Here is a 17,610-nt window from a genome sequence, read left to right on the forward strand (position 1 = left end):
GGGCGCGTGCGGGATCAAACCTTTACTGACGATTTTCGCACGCAGTTCGAGCTGTTGTTGCGGCTCCGGCGTGATGTGCGCCGGTTCCGTACCGACGCGATAGACGAGGCAGTGCTGGCGCGCTGCCTCGACGCATTTCGACTTGCCCCTTCGGTGGGGCTCAGCGAACCCTGGCGCGTGATCCGCGTCGAAAGCGACGCGGCAAGGGCCGCAGCATTGAAGAATTTTCAAACCGCCAATACCGAAGCTCTGGCGGGGTATTCCGGCGACAAGGCGCAGCTATACAGCCGCCTGAAATTGTCCGGGATGCAGGAAGCCCCTGTACAACTGGCCGTGTTCTGCGATGACAGCACCGACAAGGGCATGGGGCTGGGTGCGGGCACGATGCCCGAGATGCGGCGCTATTCCGTTGTGTCTGCCATAACCCTGTTCTGGCTGGCCTTGCGGGCCGAAGGGTTGGGTTTAGGTTGGGTATCTATTCTGGATCCCGAACAGATGATGCGCGATCTGAAGACGCCGGAAGACTGGCGTCTGATCGGATATTTCTGTGTCGGCTGGCCCGAGCGGGTCTCGGACACGCCGGAACTTGAACAAGTCGGTTGGGAAAACCGGGCTGACGGTCTGAAAATCGAAACACGGTAAGGCCACATGTTCGGATTGATACGACTTCCCATTCTGCTGCTGATCGCCTTTATTGTTGGCGTGTTCTTCGAACGCAGCAATCAACGCGAAGCCTGCGAGGGGCTTGGGGAATGGAGAAACGGAATTTGTTTGACGACGGGCGCTTCCAATGAGTGATCTGATCTGCGTCGGCAGCGTTGCAGGATCTTACGGCGTACGCGGCGAAGTGCGCCTGAAAAGCTTTTGCGCCGTTCCCGAAGAAATCGAAGCGTATTCGCCGCTGACCGATGAGGCGGGTAAGGAACGCTATCCGGTTGTTCTGACACGCGCGATCAAGAACGGGTTTTCGGCCCGTCTGGGTGGGGTCGAAACCAAGGAAGAGGCCGATGCGCTGAACGGGCTGCGCCTGTTTGCACGGCGCGATCAGTTGCCGTCCTTGCCTGATGATGAGTTTTATCACACCGACCTGATCGGACTTGACGTTTATGACACCGGCGGCACGCTGCTGGGCAAGGTCAAATCCGTGCAAAATCACGGCGCGGCGGATTTGCTGGAACTGCATGGGCCAGGTTTGAAATCGACGGTTCTGCTGCCCTTTACGCTGCAAGTGATACCCACTGTAGATCTGGAGCAAGGCCGCATCGTGGCCGACCCGCCTGAAGGTCTGATCTGATGCGTCGGGTCTTGCTGCATCTGGGTTTGCACAAGACCGGCATGGCCGCCGCACAATCGTTTTTGCATGAAAACCGCGAGTTGATCTGGCCCCGTTACTCGCTGGTTCTTCCCTATAAAACGCGCAAGTTGGGGCTGAGCGAAGCGGCCACGCGCCATTCGATCTATCGTCTGGACGCAACGCTGGCAGGGTTTGGCGGGCAGATGAGCGAATTCCTTGATGGTCTGGATTTCGGAGCTCGTCGAGGGTTGATCGTGAGCGAAGAGAATTTTCTGGGCCTTCGCCCCAGCAGAAACAAAAGCGAAGGTTATGGGGCGGCACCGGAACTGGCAGAGACTCTGGTCAGCGTATTGCGCCGCCGTCTGCTGGGGCAGGAAGTCGAATTCACAATCTACCTGTCTTTGCGCCAGCAGGATCAATGGTTGCGCAGCCTTTGGGCCCACGATCTGCAGCATTCCCGCCTTGTTCAGGATCTGGATGCCTACTGCAACGCCCTTGCCCATCTTCCGCCGCTGCAGGACACGGTGGACAGGATCAGGGACCGGCTGCCTTCAGTCACCGTACGGACCGGGTGGATGGAAGAGGTTCAGAACCATAAGTTTGGTTCAGCTGCGCCTTTGGCGGAGTTCCTGGATCTGCCGCCCGAGAAAACAGCGCAACTTGTTGGGCCCACGCGGACAAGCCCCAGGTTTTCTGCCGATACACTGGAAGAAATGCTGGTGCTGAACCGTTCATCGCTGGACGAAGGCGCAATGATCACCCAGAAGAAGGCTCTGATTCAAACCGCGCAGAACGAACTGGCCCGCGAGATATGACAGAAAAACCCAGCAAGTCCCATGGTCGCAAGGCGATCCGGCCCACCTTGAAGCCGCGTGAACTGATGACCCCTACCCCGGATCTGCATGGGGTCTGGAAAGCCAAGATCATTACGCTGTTTCCCAATGCCTTTCCCGGTGTGCTGGGCGAGAGCCTGACCGGCAAAGCGTTGCAGGAGGGGTTGTGGCAGCTGGAGACCGTGGATCTGCGGCCGTTCGGCGCCGGCAAGCACCGCAATGTTGATGACACGCCCGCTGGCGGTGGTGCGGGAATGGTGCTGCGTGCAGATGTTCTTGGCGATGCGATTGAACACACAATGGCCGATGTGCGCGGCAACTGGCCGCTGATCTACCTCAGCCCGCGCGGACGACGCATGGATCAGCGCATGATGCAGAACCTTGCCCGCTGTGACGGGATGACCTTGCTGTGTGGCCGGTTCGAAGGTGTGGACGAGCGCGTGCTGGAACATTACGGCGTACAGGAAGTGTCACTGGGCGATTTCGTGATGACCGGCGGGGAAATCGCCGCGCAGGCCCTGATCGATGCAACGGTACGCCTGATTCCCGGAGTATTGGGCAATCAGGCGTCGACCGAAGAGGAAAGCTTTTCCTCGGGCCTGCTTGAACACCCCCAATACACCCGCCCCGCAGATTGGAAGGGCCGTTCGATTCCCGAGGTTCTGATGTCAGGCCATCACGGCCGCGTCGCGGAATGGCGCCAGAAGATGGCCGAAGATCTGACGCGTGAACGACGCCCGGACATCTGGGCGGAATATCAGAAAACCTCTGCCGAAAGCGCAGACTAAAGACGCGGTATGTGGCCGACGTGCCGCAGGTTAAATGTTTGTCAGAATGCCATTTGAAGTTGTTTATGCCTCATTTTATTCACGTTTAAGTCCCATACAATTTTTGGGTAATTAAGAGCGAGACTAACAACATTATGAAGAAGTTATTGCTTGGCGCTTTGTTGGTTGCCTCGGCCTGCACCACCAAACCCCTCGGGACGTCTATTCCTACGCAAGCCGGACATAATTTGCACTCTGCGCGGGTCGCAGTCGATTCCTGCTCTCAAGAAGCGGATGAAGGCGGAAACAGCGCCGTCATTGGGGGTTATGCGACCAATATCCTTCTTTGGGGAATTATTGTCGGACCCGCCGTTACCGTTCCGATTCAGGACCAGTTGCGCGTGCAGGGCGAAATCGATCAAGTGGACCGGTGCCTCCGCGAGCGCGGGTTTGAACGCCGCGAGCTGAGTGCGGGCGAGTCGTTCTGGCTGCGCAACGCGTACGGTGAAGAACGCGAACGACGACTGGGCCATCTGGTGACGGGCGGTACTATCGAGACCTACGGAACACCTAACACCTAATTCCCCGACTTCCAGCTGGCCCAAGCTTCCGGAGTTCCGTTGAACGTGTTGATGTCCACCCTGCCCTGAACACCCGGTACCAGCCCGGTGCCGGTGTATTGCCAGAACCGCCAGACAGTGCGCGGATAGACTTGGCGCGGGTGGCCGGCGACCGACCTCAGCCAGAATTCGGTCTTGGGCAAGCGTCCGATATCCGTGTCTGCGAAAAAGTCCACAGTAGTATAGACGATTGGACGTCGGCCATAGTGCCGTTCCAGAATGTCCAGGAACCGCTGCGCCTCGGCCCGAACGGTTCTGCCATCGGGCCGCAGCGTGCAGGTTTTGGAATGCGGCGTCCATTCCATATCCAGAACATGCGGTAGGTCTGCCCCTTTCGGAACGTTCTGGATGAACCAACGGGCCTGTTCACGGGCGGACCGGCAGAAATAATAATAGTGATAGGCCCCCCAAGGCACGCCTGCCGCCTGCGCGCTACGTCGATGTTCGTCGAACATCGGGTCGGCCACATCACCGCCTTCCGTCGCTTTCATGAATGCAAAGCTCACACCCGATGCTTTGGCCGTGCGCCAGTCTATCGGTCCCTGCCAGCGTGAGATGTCCAGCCCGTGGATCGGATACAATCCGGGATGGCGCCCCTCCCATTCATGTGGATCTGCGTCGCCAAAGTCAGGGTAGATTATGGACGGTGCAGTCCTGTCCACGCCCGGTGTGGATTCTACGACCTGCGGTTTCGGGCCGCCGCGCCCGCAAGACATAAGCACAGCAGCCGTTATGGCCAGCATGAAAGTAATTCGCATCATTGGATCCTGCCTGAAATTTCTGCTCTTTTAATTCCCCTCAGAATGCCTGATCTGACCATCATGACAACGGTGCAATTTCGGAAAGGCGGATTCCCACCGCCATGCCCCACAATTTGCACTTGATCCCAGCGCCCAATCCCAGTACACGACCGCAATCCGGTGCCGCATCCTGCGACTCCGGTGCTTTGGTTTGCATCATGGCGTGACGCTCAGCTTTCTTCGGCCGGGACGTGTCAGATCTGACCAGACCCAAGGAACAGTCGATCTGATCTCTGGCGGGCTGCATGCAGGACCCGGTGAAGACCAAGAGCTCTCAGGCCGCGCCCAAACTTCGTGGACCAACCACGAGCAGATAGGAGTACCTGCGATGGACCTGATCGCACAGCTTGAGGCGGAACAGATTGTCGCCCTGGGGAAAGACATCCCCGACTTCAAAGCCGGTGACACCATCCGTGTCGGCTATAAGGTGACTGAAGGGTCGCGCACCCGTGTGCAGAACTACGAAGGCGTCTGCATCGCGCGCAACAACGGCACTGGCATTGCCGGCTCGTTCACCGTTCGCAAGATTTCGTTTGGCGAAGGCGTGGAGCGTGTGTTCCCGCTGTATTCGACCAACATCGACAGCATCACCGTTGTCCGCCGTGGCCGCGTTCGTCGCGCCAAATTGTACTATCTGCGCACCCGTCGCGGTAAGTCCGCGCGTATCGCGGAAGTCACCAACTACAAGCCCAAGGCTGGCGCCGAAGCGTAAGGAACGGAAAGATGAAAAAAGACATCCATCCCGATTATCACGTCATCGACGTCAAAATGACCGATGGCACCGTAGTTCAGATGAAATCCACCTGGGGCGCCGAAGGCGATCAGCTGGCTCTGGAAATCGACCCCTCTGTGCATCCGGCATGGACCGGTGGCTCGTCGCGCCTGATGGACGCCGGCGGCCGCGTGTCGAAGTTCAAAAAGAAATACGAAGGTCTGGGCTTCTAAGCCTGACTGGTATGAAATGCGAAAGGCCGCCCTTTGGGGCGGCCTTTTTTCTTGCCTGCGTTGTGTCCGGAATTATCCGAAGACGTAGAAGCAAAGCTTGTTGCCATCTGGATCCCGCACATAAGCACCATAGAACCGGTCCGGTACGCGCTGCCCGGGTTCACCTTCGTCCGTCGCGCCAAGGCTGATGGCCTTGTCATACATTGTGGTGACAGCCTCTTTGGTGTCGGCGGCGAAAGACACCATATTGCCATTCCCTGACGCGCAGTCATTGCCATCATAAGGCTCGCAAACGGCCAGCATCGGTGCCGCCGGATTATTGCCGATAAAGGCAATGCGACCCGCGTCGATCAGAACCTGTGCGCCTTTATCCTCGAACAGCGAAGTATAAAATGTCTTTGCGGCGTCCATGTTGGAAACGCCGATGGTTACATATCCGATCATATGTGGGCCCTTTTGAATACTGCGTGATATCCGGGGCATAGTCTGTCAGGCTCCCGAGGGTTACAAGTCACGAAACCGGCATCGGTCGGGTGTCAGATCCAGTAGGACAGCGCCACCGGCAACACCAGTATTGTCGTCAGTGTCGAGACCAGAATAAAGCCCGCCACATCAGGCCCGTATTCCGGCACATGCTGATCGATGAAGAGATAGGTCGCCACCGACGACGGCATTAGGCAACACAGGATTACAGCACCCCGTTCCGGTCCTGTAAATCCGAACAACCAGATCAATGCGCTGGCAATGACAACAGCTATCACCAAATGTAAAAGCGTCAACAGGATCGATCGTCCCAGACTTTTCACCTGCAATGTAGCCAGGGTGTGGCCCAACGTCAGAAGCATCAGCGGAATCGACAGCCCACCCAGTATGTCAAACGACTTCGAAATCGGCTGTGGCAGGCTGGTTCCCGTCGCCATCAGGATCAGCGAAAGCGCCACGGCATAAATGATCGGGGATGTGGCCAATTTCTTGGGTGAAAACTCTCCGGCTGGAATCCACATGCCCACGGTGAAGATGCTAATCAGCACAACCACCACAAACGCCATGGTATAAGCCATGCCCGCGTCGCCCAATGCCAGCAGAGTGATCGGCAAACCGATATTGCCGACATTTCCATGCATCAAAGGCGTCAGAAACGCCCTGACCGGCAGGCGCATGACCTTGAGTACAACAAACCCCAACACGCCAAACCCCGCCACTGCCAACGCGGCCGCAGTCATCACATCCAGAAAGGTGCCGACGGCAAGCTTGGTGGTCGATAGATGCGAAATGATCAGCGTTGGATAACCAACTTTTGAGACGATGCCGCCGATCACCTTCTTGTCGAATGGGGCGTGAATCAGCGCAAGGCCATAGCCGATCCCGGCGCAGATCAGAACCGGCAAAACCACGTTCAAAACGTTCAGGAACAAGTGTTCCAAGCCACATTCTCCCTGCCAGACCCGCATGTGGACTGTGAATCAGGGCCGATACATTGGCAAGTGCCCGTCTGTAACCTGCGCACCACGCAGGGTTTTCCGATTTAGGGTCTGATATTGCCAGAAACCGCCGCTTGAGGTTCTTTTCTTCCAAGGCGACACAACATATAGTGGGAACCAACAACGTGTAGTTAAGCACGGCGGGACTTGGGAATACAAGCATGGCACATATCATTGTGGTCGGGAACGAAAAGGGTGGCGCAGGCAAATCGACCGTGTCGATGCACGTGGCGACCGCACTGGCCCGATTGGGACACAAGGTCAGCACGCTGGATCTGGACCTGCGGCAACGCAGTCTGGGACGCTATTTTGAGAACAGAAACAACTTCCTCAAAAGCTCGGACCTGACCCTGCCCGGCCCGCGCCATCACGACCTGCCCGAGATCGACGCCGCCACGCTGAAGCCGGGCGAGAACATCTATGACCACCGCCTGTCCGCCGCCGTGTCGCAGTTGGAGAGCGACAGCGACTTTATTCTGATCGACTGCCCGGGCTCTCACACCCGGCTCAGCCAGGTGGCACATTCGCTGGCCGATACGCTGATCACGCCGCTGAACGACAGTTTCATCGACTTTGACCTGCTGGCGCGGATTGATTCAAAGGGCGAGAAAATCCTCGGCCCGTCGGTCTATTCCGAGATGGTCTGGAACGCGCGGCAGTTGCGCGCACAAGCCGGGCTAAAGCCAATTGACTGGGTTGTGGTCCGTAACCGGGTCGGCACGCAGCGGATGGTCAACAAGGAAAAGATGCAGCGCGCGATCGAGATGCTGTCACAGCGCATCGGTTTTCGCGTCGCTTCGGGCTTTTCCGAACGGGTCATCTTCCGTGAGCTGTTCCCCCGCGGTCTGACCCTGCTGGACCTCAAGGATATCGGCGTCAAGCAGCTGAACATCTCGAACATCGCCGCCCGTCAAGAGCTGCGCGACATGATGAAAGAGCTGAACCTTCCGGGTGTTGAGATCGATTTTTGATCTGTCAGGCAGTCGCTCTGCGGACATTCCGGTCATTTCCTTTTTACCCGGGACCTAGCCATATTGTTGAACAGGAAGAATGGAGAGTGTCTAGAAAATTCAACTCGGCCAAGCCCAACTGATCGCCAAACTTGAAAGACAAATTTGATTTCATGGTGTCCACATCCACGCTGCGGGTATTAGAAACCTTGGCCAACGTATTGGTCTTTTATGACGGCCGCGTTGTAGGCAGGCGGTTGCACTCTTCGACGTGGAATTGGCTGGACGATGCGGCGTACACACTCGGGATCGCGAGCTACGCCGTTGTCGATGGCAGCAACGCCCTAGTCTATGATACCCACATCTCGCCGGACCACGCGCACTGGATACGAAGCGAACTGCAAAGGCGTGGGGTGACATCAATTCGGGTTGTGCTTAGCCATCATCACAAAGACCATGTCGCCGGAACCGAGGTGTTTGCTGATTGCGAGATAATCGCCGGTAAAAAAACGGAAGCCGCGTTGGTTGAAAAAGAGGAAAGCTATTCCAAGAGCGATCCAGCGATCAATCCTGTGATAATGCCTACAACAGTGTTTGACGGCGGAATGACACTGAACGTGGGAACAACCGAAATTGAACTTCGTCCTTTGGACATCCACAGCCACGATGGAGTTGCACTCTACCTGCCAAAGTCCAGGGTCTTGCTGGCTGGTGATGCACTGGAAGACAGCGTGACCTATGTCGCCGAGCCAGAGCGCCTTGAAGTTCACTTGGCCGAGCTTGATAGGCTTTCAACCTGGGATATTTCGTCAATTCTCCCCTGTCATGGCGACCCTGATCGGATCGCGAAAAGTGGTTACGGTAGTTCATTCATTACGGCCACAGAGCAATATGTTACCAAGCTCTTGCGGTGTAGAGAGAATGCCGAATTGGCCGGACTGTCGCTGAAGGAATTTGCGAAGGATTGGTTCGATAACGGCTCACTGACCTACTACGATGCCTATGAAGCGGTTCATCGCGACAACCTTCAATCAGTGGCGGGTACCTTATAGCGGCGTATTGTTTATGTCCTGCATGAGGTCAGCTTTGGGCTCAAACCAGCTATTGATTTAAATCCACACTATACCCAAACATCCGGGCAAACCCACCGCTCATGTTCAGCGGAAGCAAGACCTTCCATCTGGTCTTTCAGCTTCGGAACCGGTGAACGGAATAGCCTCAGTTTCAACTAGTTACTGATGGCCCGCCCGGGCTGTACACCGTGAATAACTCTTTCGGTTCGTGCACACCGCGTAGCATGTAGCGACCGACCGAGACGAGCTCTTGCGCGCAGGGCGACGCGGCGCGGGCGACATCGTCCGAGATCAGGATTCTCTGACCCAGCGACCGGTGCATTCCGGCAATGCGGGCGGCCTGGTTGACGGCCGGACCGATCACCGTGAAGTCCAGCCGCGTCTTGGACCCGATATTGCCATAGAGAATCTCGCCCGAGTGAAGCGCCAATGTGAAGTTTGCAACCGGCAAGCCTTCGGCCTGACGTTTGGTGTTCAAGTCATCCATTCGGGCTTGGAGAAGGGGTACGGCGCCGAGCGCGGCGCGGGCGTCCTCGTCTATCTCACCGACGTCGAACATCGCCATCAGCCCGTCGCCCATGAATTTCAGGATGTTACCGCCCCTGTCATGCACCACACCGACGGCCACGGCCAGATAATCATTCAGCATGTCGATGATCTCGTTCCCCGGCAGGTCCTCGGACAAGGTGGTGAAGCCTTCGAGGTCAAAATTCCAGATCACTGCATCGATTTGCTGCAAGGACCCGCGCCTGATCTCACCCGAAAGAACCCGGCGGCCGGCATCGCGGCCGAGGTAAACTCGCATCAAATCCTTTGTCAGGTTCTGGTTCTTGGCGGATTTGAGCGCCAGTCCCAGATGCGGCAGCACGCTGTTGATCCGGCTCAGGTCATTATCTTCGAAACCAGTGGGGGCATCGCTGGTCCAGGACATCAAGACGCCATCGCCAATCTTTTTTGACCCCTTTGGGGAAACCGAGCCAGCTCCTTCGTAGGAAAGCCCGGTCGCATAATAGTCGGTTGCTCCGATTTCACGCAGGTCATTCAGCAATGGAAAACGACTTGGTTCGTTCTGCTCTACCAATTTGACCCGAATCTCGTCCAGATCCTCGTGCAGCAGGGCATAAAGCGGGCTTTGCTGCCAGACTTCGCTGGGCGTATCCGTGTTTTCGAATCTCTCGGATTCTCCACCCGAACCGTTATACCAGCTATAGCCGGTTCCACCGTAGACAGGGTGCAGGGCCGATTGCGCCGCGTGAAATCTCATCAACGGAATACCCATATCCACGAGGCTGGTACAAAAACCTTCGAGCAATTCTTCCTGCCCAGCACCCTCAAGCCCCTTATCGACCAGCCAGTTGATCAGGTCATTGGTCGAGGATGAAGCAGGTTCAAATGACGTCATTCTAAAATCCGTATCAAGCATGGGATACATCTGGGGCCGGCATGGCCCAATTACCAGTGGTCAATCCAGTCCGGCCAACCGCTGCAGCATGTGTCGCAGCAGCGCAGCCTCTTCCTCATTAAACAAGCTTGATAGTCTGGCGTCGTAATTTGCGGCCACACTGCGTAAGTCACGATACACTGTTTGTCCCGCCGGTGTCAGCGCCAGCCATTCCGCCCGCCGATCGGCCTCATCCCGGGTACGTTTCAGGTACCTGCGTTGCTCCAACTTGGCGACCGCCCGGCTGATTTTGGTTTTGTGCATTTTGGCGCGCTCACCGATATCCTTGGCGGTCATCTCGCCAAAAAGCCCGAGATGGAACAGCACCCGCCATTCGGTTCTGAGCATCCCGTAACGGCCTTTATAGACGCTCTGAAACTCCAACGATGCCCGTTCTGACGCCTGGTTCAAGAGGAAGGGCAGAAAATTTTGCAGATCAAAGTCATCATTTTTTTCGGATTGTTCGTGTGACATGCTTGTTAGTTACAAAATCAACTATTACTCGACAAGCAGCAAACGGAGGAAAACACCATGAATCGTCCGAGTAATCCGCACATGCTGACACAGGCTGCAACGCCGGTCGGCACACATGCCGGTTATATGCCCGGCTTTGGAAACGACTTTGAAACCGAAGCCCTGCCCGACGCCCTTCCGCAGGGGATGAACAGCCCGCAGCGGTGCAACTACGGCCTTTACGGAGAGCAGTTGAGCGGTACCGCCTTTACCGCGAACCCGCCCGAGCGCACCTGGTGCTATCGCATTCGCCCATCCGTAAAGCATTCACATCGCTACGAAAAAATCGATCTCCCGTATTGGAAGTCCGCCCCGTGCATCGACCCTGATGTGATCAGCCTGGGCCAGTATCGCTGGGATCCCGTCCCGCATTCCGATGAAGGTCTGAACTGGATGACCGGGATGCGGACCATGACGACTGCGGGGGATGTAAACACGCAGGTGGGCATGGCCTGCCATATCTATCTGGCCACGGAATCCATGATCGATGACTATTTCTTCTCGGCCGATTCCGAGCTTCTGGTTGTTCCACAGGAAGGCCGGCTGCGCTTTGCGACCGAGCTGGGCATCATCGATCTGGAACCCAAGGACATCGCGATCATTCCACGCGGCCTGCTGTACCGGGTTGAGGTTCTGGAAGGCCCTGCACGGGGTTTTGTCTGCGAAAACTACGGGCAAAAGTTCGAACTGCCGGGCCGTGGGCCGATTGGTGCAAACTGCATGGCCAACCCGCGCGATTTCAAGGCACCGGTGGCGGCGTTCGAGGACCGCGAGGTACCCTCGACCGTGACAATCAAATGGTGCGGTCAGTTCCACACCACCAAGATCGGCCACAGCCCTCTGGATGTGGTCGCGTGGCACGGCAACTATGCGCCCTACAAATATGACCTGCGCAATTACTGCCCGGTTGGCGCGATTCTTTTCGACCATCCCGACCCGTCGATCTTCACGGTTCTGACAGCTCCGTCTGGGCAGCCCGGCACGGCCAATATCGACTTTGTTCTGTTCCGCGAACGCTGGATGGTGATGGAAGACACGTTCCGCCCGCCGTGGTATCACAAGAACATCATGTCCGAGCTGATGGGTAACATCTACGGCCAGTACGACGCGAAACCGCAGGGCTTCGTGCCCGGTGGCACCAGTCTGCACAACATGATGATCCCGCATGGACCCGACAGGGAGGCCTTCGACAAGGCGTCATACTCCAACCTGGGGCCGGACAAGCTGGACAAGACAATGTCGTTCATGTTCGAAACCCGCTTCCCCCAGCACCTGACCCCGTTTGCCGCCAAAGAAGCACCGCTTCAGGACGACTATATCGACTGCTGGACATCGCTTGAAAAGAAGTTCGACGGAACGCCGGGTAAGAAATGAACTTGGACCTCTGGTTCACCTATGTGGCAACTGTCCTGTTTCTGATGAGCACACCGGGACCCAGCCAATTGCTGATGTTGTCAAACTCGGCGACCAACGGGCTTCGGCGCGGGCTGTTCACAGCTGCCGGAGATCTGACGGCGAACTTTCTGCAGATGCTGGCGGCGGGGCTTGGCCTGGCCGCTCTGATCGCTACATCCGCAACTGCGTTGACCGTCATCAAATGGCTTGGTGTCGCCTATCTGGTTTACCTTGGGGTCAAACAAATCCTGATGGCGCGCGTGTCTGCCACGCAGACCGCGCCAAAAGCCAGCCGCAAGGCGCTTTGGTTGCAAGGTTTCATAACTTCTGCCGCTAATCCAAAGGCCGTGGTCTTTTTTGCAGCGCTGTTTCCGCTGTTCCTCGATGGAACGCTGCCTTTCTGGCCTCAATTTGCCATTCTATCGGTGACCTATCTGGTCATGGACGGGATATTGCTGACTGCATATGGCGGCAGCGCAAGTTGGCTGGCCCGCCACTTGCAAGGCCCGGCAAAGCTGTGGCTAGATCGAATTGGCGGCAGCTTCATGATCCTGGCTGCTATCTTGTTGGGTCTGAAATCCCTTCGCTCCTCAACTTAACCAATAAAACAGGGACATCGTATGCCTCTAATGACATCCTGGGTGACGTCGGCCAATGGCGCGACACATCCGTTCCCACTGAACAATCTGCCTTATGGCGTATTCTCGACCCAGGGCGATGATCCCCGATGTGGCGTGGCCATTGGCGACATGATCCTCGACGTCACCACCGCCGAAGCCGAAGGGTTGATCACCCTAAGCGATGAGCCACTGTTCGACATGCCCTTCTGGAACCCCCTCATGGAGGAAGGCCCAGCCGTCTGGACCGCCCTGCGCCAGCGGTTGATCAGCCTGCTGGCCGAAGACTCGGAAGAGCAGAGCAAGGTTGAACCGCTGCTTGTCAAACAAGACGACGCCGAGATGCACCTGCCGTTCGCGGTCAGCGAATACACCGATTTCTACGCCGGTCGAAACCATGCTTTCAACGTGGGCACCATGTTCCGCGGACCGGAAAACGCATTGCCACCGAACTGGCTGCATATTCCAATCGGTTACAACGGCCGCGCGTCGTCGGTTGTTGTGTCGGGCACAGATATTCGCCGCCCGTGGGGTCAGCTGAAGTCGCCTGACCAAGACCTGCCCGCCTTCCTGCCCAGCCGCCGTTTTGACATCGAGCTTGAAATGGGAGCAATCGTTGGCACCCCTTCGGATGGCCCGATCACGGTGCAGGAAGCCGACGACAACATTTTCGGCTACGTCCTTCTGAACGACTGGTCCGCACGTGACATTCAAGCCTGGGAATACCAGCCGCTAGGTCCCTTCCAGGCCAAGGCCACAGCAACCTCGATCAGCCCCTGGATCGTGACCAAAGCCGCACTCGAACCTTTCCGCTGTGACACGCCCGCCCGAGAGTTTGAGCTGCTGGATCACCTGAAAGACTGCGGCCCGATGCTTTATGACATCGATCTCGCCATCACCATGGCCCCCGAAGGTCAGTCGTCGACCACCATCGCCAACACCAATTACAACCAGATGTATTACTCGGCAGCACAGCAGCTGGCGCATCATTCGACATCGGGTTGTCCCATGAACACCGGAGATCTGTTGGGGTCTGGCACCATCTCGGGCCCGACCAAGCCAGAACGCGGGTCGCTGCTGGAACTGAGCTGGGGCGGAAAGGAACCGCTGACGCTCGGCACTGGCGAAACCCGCAGTTTCATTGAAGACGGTGATACCCTGACTCTGACCGGCAACGCTAAAGGTGACGGCTACACAATCGGCTTCGGCGACTGCGGTGGCACAGTTTTGCCCGCTCTTGAAAACCCCTATTCACGATAAGGAACCCACCATGGTCAAAGCATTCGCGTCCCAGGGGGACATGTCGGAAAAGAAAATCTCATTCACCGAAGTAGGCGAAGGTCTCTATGCCTTTACCGCCGAGGGCGACCCGAACTCGGGCGTCATCATCGGGGATGACAGCGTGATGATCGTGGAAGCTCAGGCGACCCCGCGTTTGGCGAACAAGGTGATCGAATGCGTCCGGTCGGTCACGGACAAACCGATCACCCATGTGGCCCTGACCCATTACCACGCCGTTCGCGTTCTGGGCGCAAGCGCGTTTGGCGCGCAACAGATCCTGATGTCGGACATGGCGCGCGCCATGGTCGTGGAACGCGGGCAAGAGGACTGGGACAGCGAATTCCAACGCTTTCCGCGCCTGTTCGAAGGGCACGAGAGCATCCCCGGCCTGACCTGGCCCACCACCACGTTCAGCGATACGATGACCGTTTATCTGGGCAACCGCCGGATCGACCTGATGCATCTGGGCCGCGCGCACACCGCCGGTGATATCGTAATTCATGTGCCGGATCAGAACGTGATGTTCACGGGTGACATCGTCGAATACCACTCGGCCTGCTATTGCGGCGACGGGCATTTCAGCGATTGGGGCGACACGCTGGACGAAATCAAGTGGTTTGATGTCGACGCCATCGCCCCAGGGCGCGGCGACGCGCTGGTCGGCAAGGATATGGTCAATGCTGCCATCGAAAATACACGCGATTTCGTCAGCAGCACCTACCGCCCGGCCGCCAAGGTGGCGGCACGCGGTGGCAGCCTGAAAGAAGCTTGGGACGCCGTGCGCGCTGAATGCGACCCCAAATTTGCTGACTACGCGATCTACGAACACTGCCTGCCGTTCAACGTGGCACGCGCCTATGACGAGGCGCGCGGCATCGACACGCCCCGCATCTGGACCGCCCAGCGCGACCTTGAAATGTGGGAGGCCCTGCAAGGCTGACAAAAAACGGCTGAGTTTGATCCAGATCGTTTTTTGCGGCGGGATTCGATGAAACCATAAGCCAAGGCCTCCGGCGCCTGTCGCCGGGGGACAGGATATGCAGCACATTGGTGCATTTGTTTGGGGGGAGCCCATGAACAAGATCTTTGAAACGCCGCTTTACGGCTATGAACGCAGCCCGGATCAGGACAACCCAACGCCCGTCAGGCGCAAGGTCATCGTGATTGGTGCCGGTCCGGTTGGTTTGGCCGCAGCCATTGATCTGGCCCAGCAAGGGATCGAAGTTGTGGTTCTGGACGAGAACGACAAGGTCAGCTTCGGCAGCCGCGCCATCTGTTTTTCTCAACGCACTTTGGAAATTGCTGACCGCCTGGGATGTGGGCGCCGATTGGTCGACAAAGGCGTATTGTGGGACCGTGGCAAGGTCTTTTTCGATGATCGTCAAGTCTATGACTTCAACCTGCAACCGGATGAGGGCTATGCCAACCCGGCCTTCATCAACCTGCAGCAATACCACTTTGAAGATTACTTCGTTCAACGGGTTCGCGAGTTGCAGGCAGAAGGTGCCCCGATCGAGATTCGCGGGCGTAACAAGGTTGACGCAATCGGAACTCACGAGGATCACGTTCGGCTGGAGGTCGAATCCCCCGAAGGCCCTTATACGGTTGAAGCCGAGTGGTTGATCGCCTGCGACGGAGCCACCTCACCCACCCGGCGGATGCTGGGCATCGATTTCGAAGGGCGTGTATTCGAAGACAACTTCCTGATCGCGGATGTGATCATGGATGCGGATTTCCCCTCGGAACGCTGGTTCTGGTTCGATCCGCCATTCAATCGCGGGCAATCCGCGTTGTTGCACAAACAGCCCGACAATGTCTGGCGCATCGACCTGCAACTGGGTTGGGACATTGACAAGGAACGCGAAAAGCGCCCCGAGAATGTGATCCCCCGCCTCAGGGCGATGCTGGGCGACGACGTTGAGTTTCAGCTGGAATGGGTTTCGATTTATACCTTCCAGTGTCGACGCATGGAAAGCTTCCGCAAAGGCCGTGTTCTGTTTGCTGGTGACAGCGCACATCAGGTCAGCCCCTTTGGCGCGCGCGGGGCGAATTCCGGCCTGCAAGACACCGACAACCTGTGCTGGAAGCTGAAGCTGGTGCTGGATGGCAAAGCCCCCGAAAGCCTGCTGGACAGCTACAACGCGGAACGTGTGCACGGGGCCGACGAGAATATTCAAAAGTCCAGCCGATCCACCGATTTCATCACTCCAAAATCCGAGATGTCGCGGGTCATGCGGGATGCGGTTCTGGACTTGAGCGAACAGTACGAGTTCGCCCGCCCTCTGGTAAACTCGGGCCGGTTGAGCCAACCCTGCACTTATGACGGGTCCTCGCTGAACTCGGCCGATGCGCTGGATGGCCCGGCCTGCACACGCCCGGGATCGGCCTGCCCGGATGCACCGCTGGGCGATGAATTCCTGCTGCCCAAGCTGGCAGGCAAGTTCACCTTGCTGACCATCGATGCCGATGCCCCCGACACGCTGGAAGAGGATGGGGTTGAGGTCACGCGGCTGGCACTGTCAGTCAAAGACGACCTGACGCTGGCTCTCAAACGCCGTTACCTGGGTGATGCAACCAGCGCAGTGTATCTGATCCGCCCGGATCAACACGTGGCAGCACGACGGGACAGCTATCAAGAAAACAGTTTCCGTCATGCAATCCGCAGAGCCTGTGGTAAGGAGTAAGCGCAATGTCAGACCTGATCCTAACCCCCAATCTCGACAATGCCGATGATTTTTACGCCAACCTTCTGGCCGCTCATGAAGGGCTCGAAAAAACCGACAGCGACGCGCTGAACGCCAGACTGGTGTTGGTTCTGGCCAATCACATCGGCGACGGCACGGTGTTATCAGACGCCATTCGCGCAGCCGCTTTGACCAAAAATTGACGGGACTCAGTGTGAGCAAAACCGTTCTTTTTGACTATTGGCGGTCCTCGGCCAGCTATCGGGTGCGGATCGCCCTGAATCTGGCCGGAATCGACTATGACGCAGTTGTTGTCGATCTGGTGGGCGGCGAACACAGAGGTGATGAACATATCGCGCGAAATCCACAAGGCTTTGTGCCAGTTCTGGATATCGATGGGCTACGACTGACGCAGTCCTTGGCAATCCTCGACTATCTGGACCGCACGCGCCAGCTAAACCTATTGCCCGAAGACGCGGCAGAGCGCGCGCGCGTGCAGGCGCTGGCATATGCGATTGCGGTGGACATTCACCCGGTCTGCAACCTGTCTGTTGCTCGTCACGCGACGTCCCTAGGCAAAGATGCAACCGATATGCCCGGCGGGTGGATGCGGCACTTCATCCGGCCTGGCTTGCAGGCCTTCGAGACCATGTTGGGCGAGTTCGAACAAGCGCCCTACTGTGTTGGAAAGCGACCTGGTCTTGCGGACATCTGCCTGATCCCGCAAGTCTACAACGCGCGACGCTGGCAGGTTGATCTGTCGGACATGCCCCGCCTTCTTGGGGTCGAGGCGGCCTGCGCCGATCATCCGGCCTTTGTCGCGGCGCATCCTGACGCGCACGCGCCCTAATAACGTCGCACAGTCTCTGTGTGCCTGTGCGACTAGGCGTCCAGCCTGATCGGTCATAGCTTTGTT

The 17,610-nt window shown here is 57.4% G+C and carries 21 protein-coding genes; 16 read left to right on the top strand and 5 right to left on the bottom strand.

What is annotated here, in order from left to right:
* The first annotated feature begins 6 nt into the window (after nucleotides 1-6).
* The 5 genes from bluB to AC2FLD_RS16955 all read left to right on the top strand — a co-directional run bounded on the left by bluB (nucleotide 7) and on the right by AC2FLD_RS16955 (nucleotide 3,475).
* Entirely contained in the window at nucleotides 7-642 is a 636-nt protein-coding gene (gene bluB / locus AC2FLD_RS16935; RefSeq protein ID WP_496670955.1) for a 5,6-dimethylbenzimidazole synthase, read from the top strand.
* 148 nt (nucleotides 643-790) lie between these two features.
* Entirely contained in the window at nucleotides 791-1,294 is a 504-nt protein-coding gene (rimM, locus tag AC2FLD_RS16940) for a ribosome maturation factor RimM (protein ID WP_496670951.1), read from the top strand.
* On the top strand, nucleotides 1,294-2,109 hold the full coding sequence (locus tag AC2FLD_RS16945) for a hypothetical protein (RefSeq protein WP_496670947.1): 816 nt from the start codon (nucleotides 1,294-1,296) through the stop codon (nucleotides 2,107-2,109). Before rimM ends, AC2FLD_RS16945 begins: the two co-directional genes overlap by 1 nt.
* The gene (trmD, locus tag AC2FLD_RS16950) at nucleotides 2,106-2,915 is read left to right on the top strand and encodes a tRNA (guanosine(37)-N1)-methyltransferase TrmD (protein ID WP_496670944.1); all 810 of its coding nucleotides are present in this window, start codon (nucleotides 2,106-2,108) and stop codon (nucleotides 2,913-2,915) included. Before AC2FLD_RS16945 ends, trmD begins: the two co-directional genes overlap by 4 nt.
* A gap of 134 nt (nucleotides 2,916-3,049) precedes the next feature.
* The gene (locus AC2FLD_RS16955; RefSeq protein WP_050605275.1) at nucleotides 3,050-3,475 is read left to right on the top strand and encodes a hypothetical protein; all 426 of its coding nucleotides are present in this window, start codon (nucleotides 3,050-3,052) and stop codon (nucleotides 3,473-3,475) included.
* Here AC2FLD_RS16955 and AC2FLD_RS16960 read toward each other — a convergent pair.
* Complete coding sequence (locus AC2FLD_RS16960; protein ID WP_496671164.1) at nucleotides 3,472-4,272, bottom strand: glycoside hydrolase family 25 protein; 801 nt, start codon at nucleotides 4,270-4,272, stop codon at nucleotides 3,472-3,474. The two genes, AC2FLD_RS16955 and AC2FLD_RS16960, sit on opposite strands and share 4 nt — an antisense overlap.
* Nucleotides 4,273-4,642: 370 nt before the next feature.
* Between AC2FLD_RS16960 and rplS the strand changes: the two genes are divergently transcribed.
* Complete coding sequence (gene rplS, locus AC2FLD_RS16965; protein WP_496670941.1) at nucleotides 4,643-5,026, top strand: 50S ribosomal protein L19; 384 nt, start codon at nucleotides 4,643-4,645, stop codon at nucleotides 5,024-5,026.
* An 11-nt stretch (nucleotides 5,027-5,037) separates the two neighbouring features.
* Entirely contained in the window at nucleotides 5,038-5,259 is a 222-nt protein-coding gene (gene rpmE, locus AC2FLD_RS16970) for a 50S ribosomal protein L31 (RefSeq protein WP_050605278.1), read from the top strand.
* A gap of 72 nt (nucleotides 5,260-5,331) precedes the next feature.
* Here rpmE and AC2FLD_RS16975 read toward each other — a convergent pair whose 3' ends face one another.
* Together AC2FLD_RS16975 and AC2FLD_RS16980 are read right to left on the bottom strand one after the other, a co-directional pair.
* Complete coding sequence (locus AC2FLD_RS16975; protein WP_496670938.1) at nucleotides 5,332-5,742, bottom strand: VOC family protein; 411 nt, start codon at nucleotides 5,740-5,742, stop codon at nucleotides 5,332-5,334.
* A 53-nt stretch (nucleotides 5,743-5,795) separates the two neighbouring features.
* A complete protein-coding gene (locus tag AC2FLD_RS16980; protein WP_496670933.1) occupies nucleotides 5,796-6,683 on the bottom strand; it encodes an AEC family transporter in 888 nt (295 codons plus the stop codon).
* A gap of 218 nt (nucleotides 6,684-6,901) precedes the next feature.
* Between AC2FLD_RS16980 and AC2FLD_RS16985 the strand changes: the two genes are divergently transcribed.
* Entirely contained in the window at nucleotides 6,902-7,711 is an 810-nt protein-coding gene (locus tag AC2FLD_RS16985; RefSeq protein WP_050605281.1) for a division plane positioning ATPase MipZ, read from the top strand.
* Between the two features lie 131 nt (nucleotides 7,712-7,842).
* The gene (locus tag AC2FLD_RS16990) at nucleotides 7,843-8,742 is read left to right on the top strand and encodes an MBL fold metallo-hydrolase (RefSeq protein ID WP_496670929.1); all 900 of its coding nucleotides are present in this window, start codon (nucleotides 7,843-7,845) and stop codon (nucleotides 8,740-8,742) included.
* A gap of 172 nt (nucleotides 8,743-8,914) precedes the next feature.
* Here AC2FLD_RS16990 and AC2FLD_RS16995 read toward each other — a convergent pair whose 3' ends face one another.
* Together AC2FLD_RS16995 and AC2FLD_RS17000 are read right to left on the bottom strand one after the other, a co-directional pair.
* Complete coding sequence (locus tag AC2FLD_RS16995; RefSeq protein ID WP_496670924.1) at nucleotides 8,915-10,165, bottom strand: adenylate/guanylate cyclase domain-containing protein; 1,251 nt, start codon at nucleotides 10,163-10,165, stop codon at nucleotides 8,915-8,917.
* Between the two features lie 60 nt (nucleotides 10,166-10,225).
* Nucleotides 10,226-10,552, bottom strand: coding sequence for a MarR family winged helix-turn-helix transcriptional regulator (locus tag AC2FLD_RS17000; RefSeq protein WP_496670917.1), 327 nt, complete (start codon nucleotides 10,550-10,552; stop codon nucleotides 10,226-10,228).
* A 183-nt stretch (nucleotides 10,553-10,735) separates the two neighbouring features.
* On the opposite strand from AC2FLD_RS17000, the gene hmgA reads away from it, so the two are divergent.
* The 7 genes from hmgA to maiA all read left to right on the top strand — a co-directional run bounded on the left by hmgA (nucleotide 10,736) and on the right by maiA (nucleotide 17,544).
* On the top strand, nucleotides 10,736-12,091 hold the full coding sequence (hmgA, locus tag AC2FLD_RS17005; protein WP_050605284.1) for a homogentisate 1,2-dioxygenase: 1,356 nt from the start codon (nucleotides 10,736-10,738) through the stop codon (nucleotides 12,089-12,091).
* A complete protein-coding gene (locus AC2FLD_RS17010; RefSeq protein WP_496670912.1) occupies nucleotides 12,088-12,711 on the top strand; it encodes a LysE family translocator in 624 nt (207 codons plus the stop codon). The genes hmgA and AC2FLD_RS17010 overlap by 4 nt, the downstream gene beginning before the upstream one ends.
* Nucleotides 12,712-12,732: 21 nt before the next feature.
* Nucleotides 12,733-13,989: a fumarylacetoacetase gene (gene fahA / locus AC2FLD_RS17015; RefSeq protein ID WP_496670908.1), complete on the top strand. Its 1,257-nt coding sequence runs from the start codon at nucleotides 12,733-12,735 to the stop codon at nucleotides 13,987-13,989.
* Between the two features lie 10 nt (nucleotides 13,990-13,999).
* Nucleotides 14,000-14,950, top strand: coding sequence for an MBL fold metallo-hydrolase (locus AC2FLD_RS17020; RefSeq protein ID WP_050605287.1), 951 nt, complete (start codon nucleotides 14,000-14,002; stop codon nucleotides 14,948-14,950).
* A gap of 133 nt (nucleotides 14,951-15,083) precedes the next feature.
* Complete coding sequence (locus AC2FLD_RS17025) at nucleotides 15,084-16,694, top strand: FAD-dependent oxidoreductase (protein ID WP_496670905.1); 1,611 nt, start codon at nucleotides 15,084-15,086, stop codon at nucleotides 16,692-16,694.
* Nucleotides 16,695-16,699: 5 nt separating this feature from the next.
* Complete coding sequence (locus AC2FLD_RS17030) at nucleotides 16,700-16,897, top strand: DUF2783 domain-containing protein (protein WP_496670903.1); 198 nt, start codon at nucleotides 16,700-16,702, stop codon at nucleotides 16,895-16,897.
* Between the two features lie 11 nt (nucleotides 16,898-16,908).
* Nucleotides 16,909-17,544 carry a maleylacetoacetate isomerase gene (maiA, locus tag AC2FLD_RS17035; protein ID WP_496670900.1) on the top strand — a complete coding sequence of 212 codons (636 nt, stop codon included), beginning with the start codon at nucleotides 16,909-16,911 and terminating at the stop codon, nucleotides 17,542-17,544.
* Nucleotides 17,545-17,610 lie beyond the last annotated feature (66 nt).

The organism is Ruegeria sp. CDSA021, from assembly GCF_059612325.1.

Bases quoted from the DNA above. Each gene is read 5' to 3' on its own strand.
- fahA (WP_496670908.1), top strand. From the start codon at position 12,733: ATGCCTCTAATGACATCCTGGGTGACGTCGGCCAATGGCGCGACACAT.
- hmgA (WP_050605284.1), top strand. From the start codon at position 10,736: ATGAATCGTCCGAGTAATCCGCACATGCTGACACAGGCTGCAACGCCG.
- AC2FLD_RS17025 (WP_496670905.1), top strand. From the start codon at position 15,084: ATGAACAAGATCTTTGAAACGCCGCTTTACGGCTATGAACGCAGCCCG.
- AC2FLD_RS16960 (WP_496671164.1), bottom strand. From the start codon at position 4,272: ATGCGAATTACTTTCATGCTGGCCATAACGGCTGCTGTGCTTATGTCT.
- AC2FLD_RS17020 (WP_050605287.1), top strand. From the start codon at position 14,000: ATGGTCAAAGCATTCGCGTCCCAGGGGGACATGTCGGAAAAGAAAATC.
- rimM (WP_496670951.1), top strand. From the start codon at position 791: ATGAGTGATCTGATCTGCGTCGGCAGCGTTGCAGGATCTTACGGCGTA.
- rpmE (WP_050605278.1), top strand. From the start codon at position 5,038: ATGAAAAAAGACATCCATCCCGATTATCACGTCATCGACGTCAAAATG.
- AC2FLD_RS16955 (WP_050605275.1), top strand. From the start codon at position 3,050: ATGAAGAAGTTATTGCTTGGCGCTTTGTTGGTTGCCTCGGCCTGCACC.
- trmD (WP_496670944.1), top strand. From the start codon at position 2,106: ATGACAGAAAAACCCAGCAAGTCCCATGGTCGCAAGGCGATCCGGCCC.
- AC2FLD_RS16985 (WP_050605281.1), top strand. From the start codon at position 6,902: ATGGCACATATCATTGTGGTCGGGAACGAAAAGGGTGGCGCAGGCAAA.
- AC2FLD_RS17000 (WP_496670917.1), bottom strand. From the start codon at position 10,552: ATGCTCAGAACCGAATGGCGGGTGCTGTTCCATCTCGGGCTTTTTGGC.
- AC2FLD_RS16945 (WP_496670947.1), top strand. From the start codon at position 1,294: ATGCGTCGGGTCTTGCTGCATCTGGGTTTGCACAAGACCGGCATGGCC.
- AC2FLD_RS17010 (WP_496670912.1), top strand. From the start codon at position 12,088: ATGAACTTGGACCTCTGGTTCACCTATGTGGCAACTGTCCTGTTTCTG.
- AC2FLD_RS17030 (WP_496670903.1), top strand. From the start codon at position 16,700: ATGTCAGACCTGATCCTAACCCCCAATCTCGACAATGCCGATGATTTT.
- rplS (WP_496670941.1), top strand. From the start codon at position 4,643: ATGGACCTGATCGCACAGCTTGAGGCGGAACAGATTGTCGCCCTGGGG.
- AC2FLD_RS16975 (WP_496670938.1), bottom strand. From the start codon at position 5,742: ATGCCCCGGATATCACGCAGTATTCAAAAGGGCCCACATATGATCGGA.
- AC2FLD_RS16995 (WP_496670924.1), bottom strand. From the start codon at position 10,165: ATGACGTCATTTGAACCTGCTTCATCCTCGACCAATGACCTGATCAAC.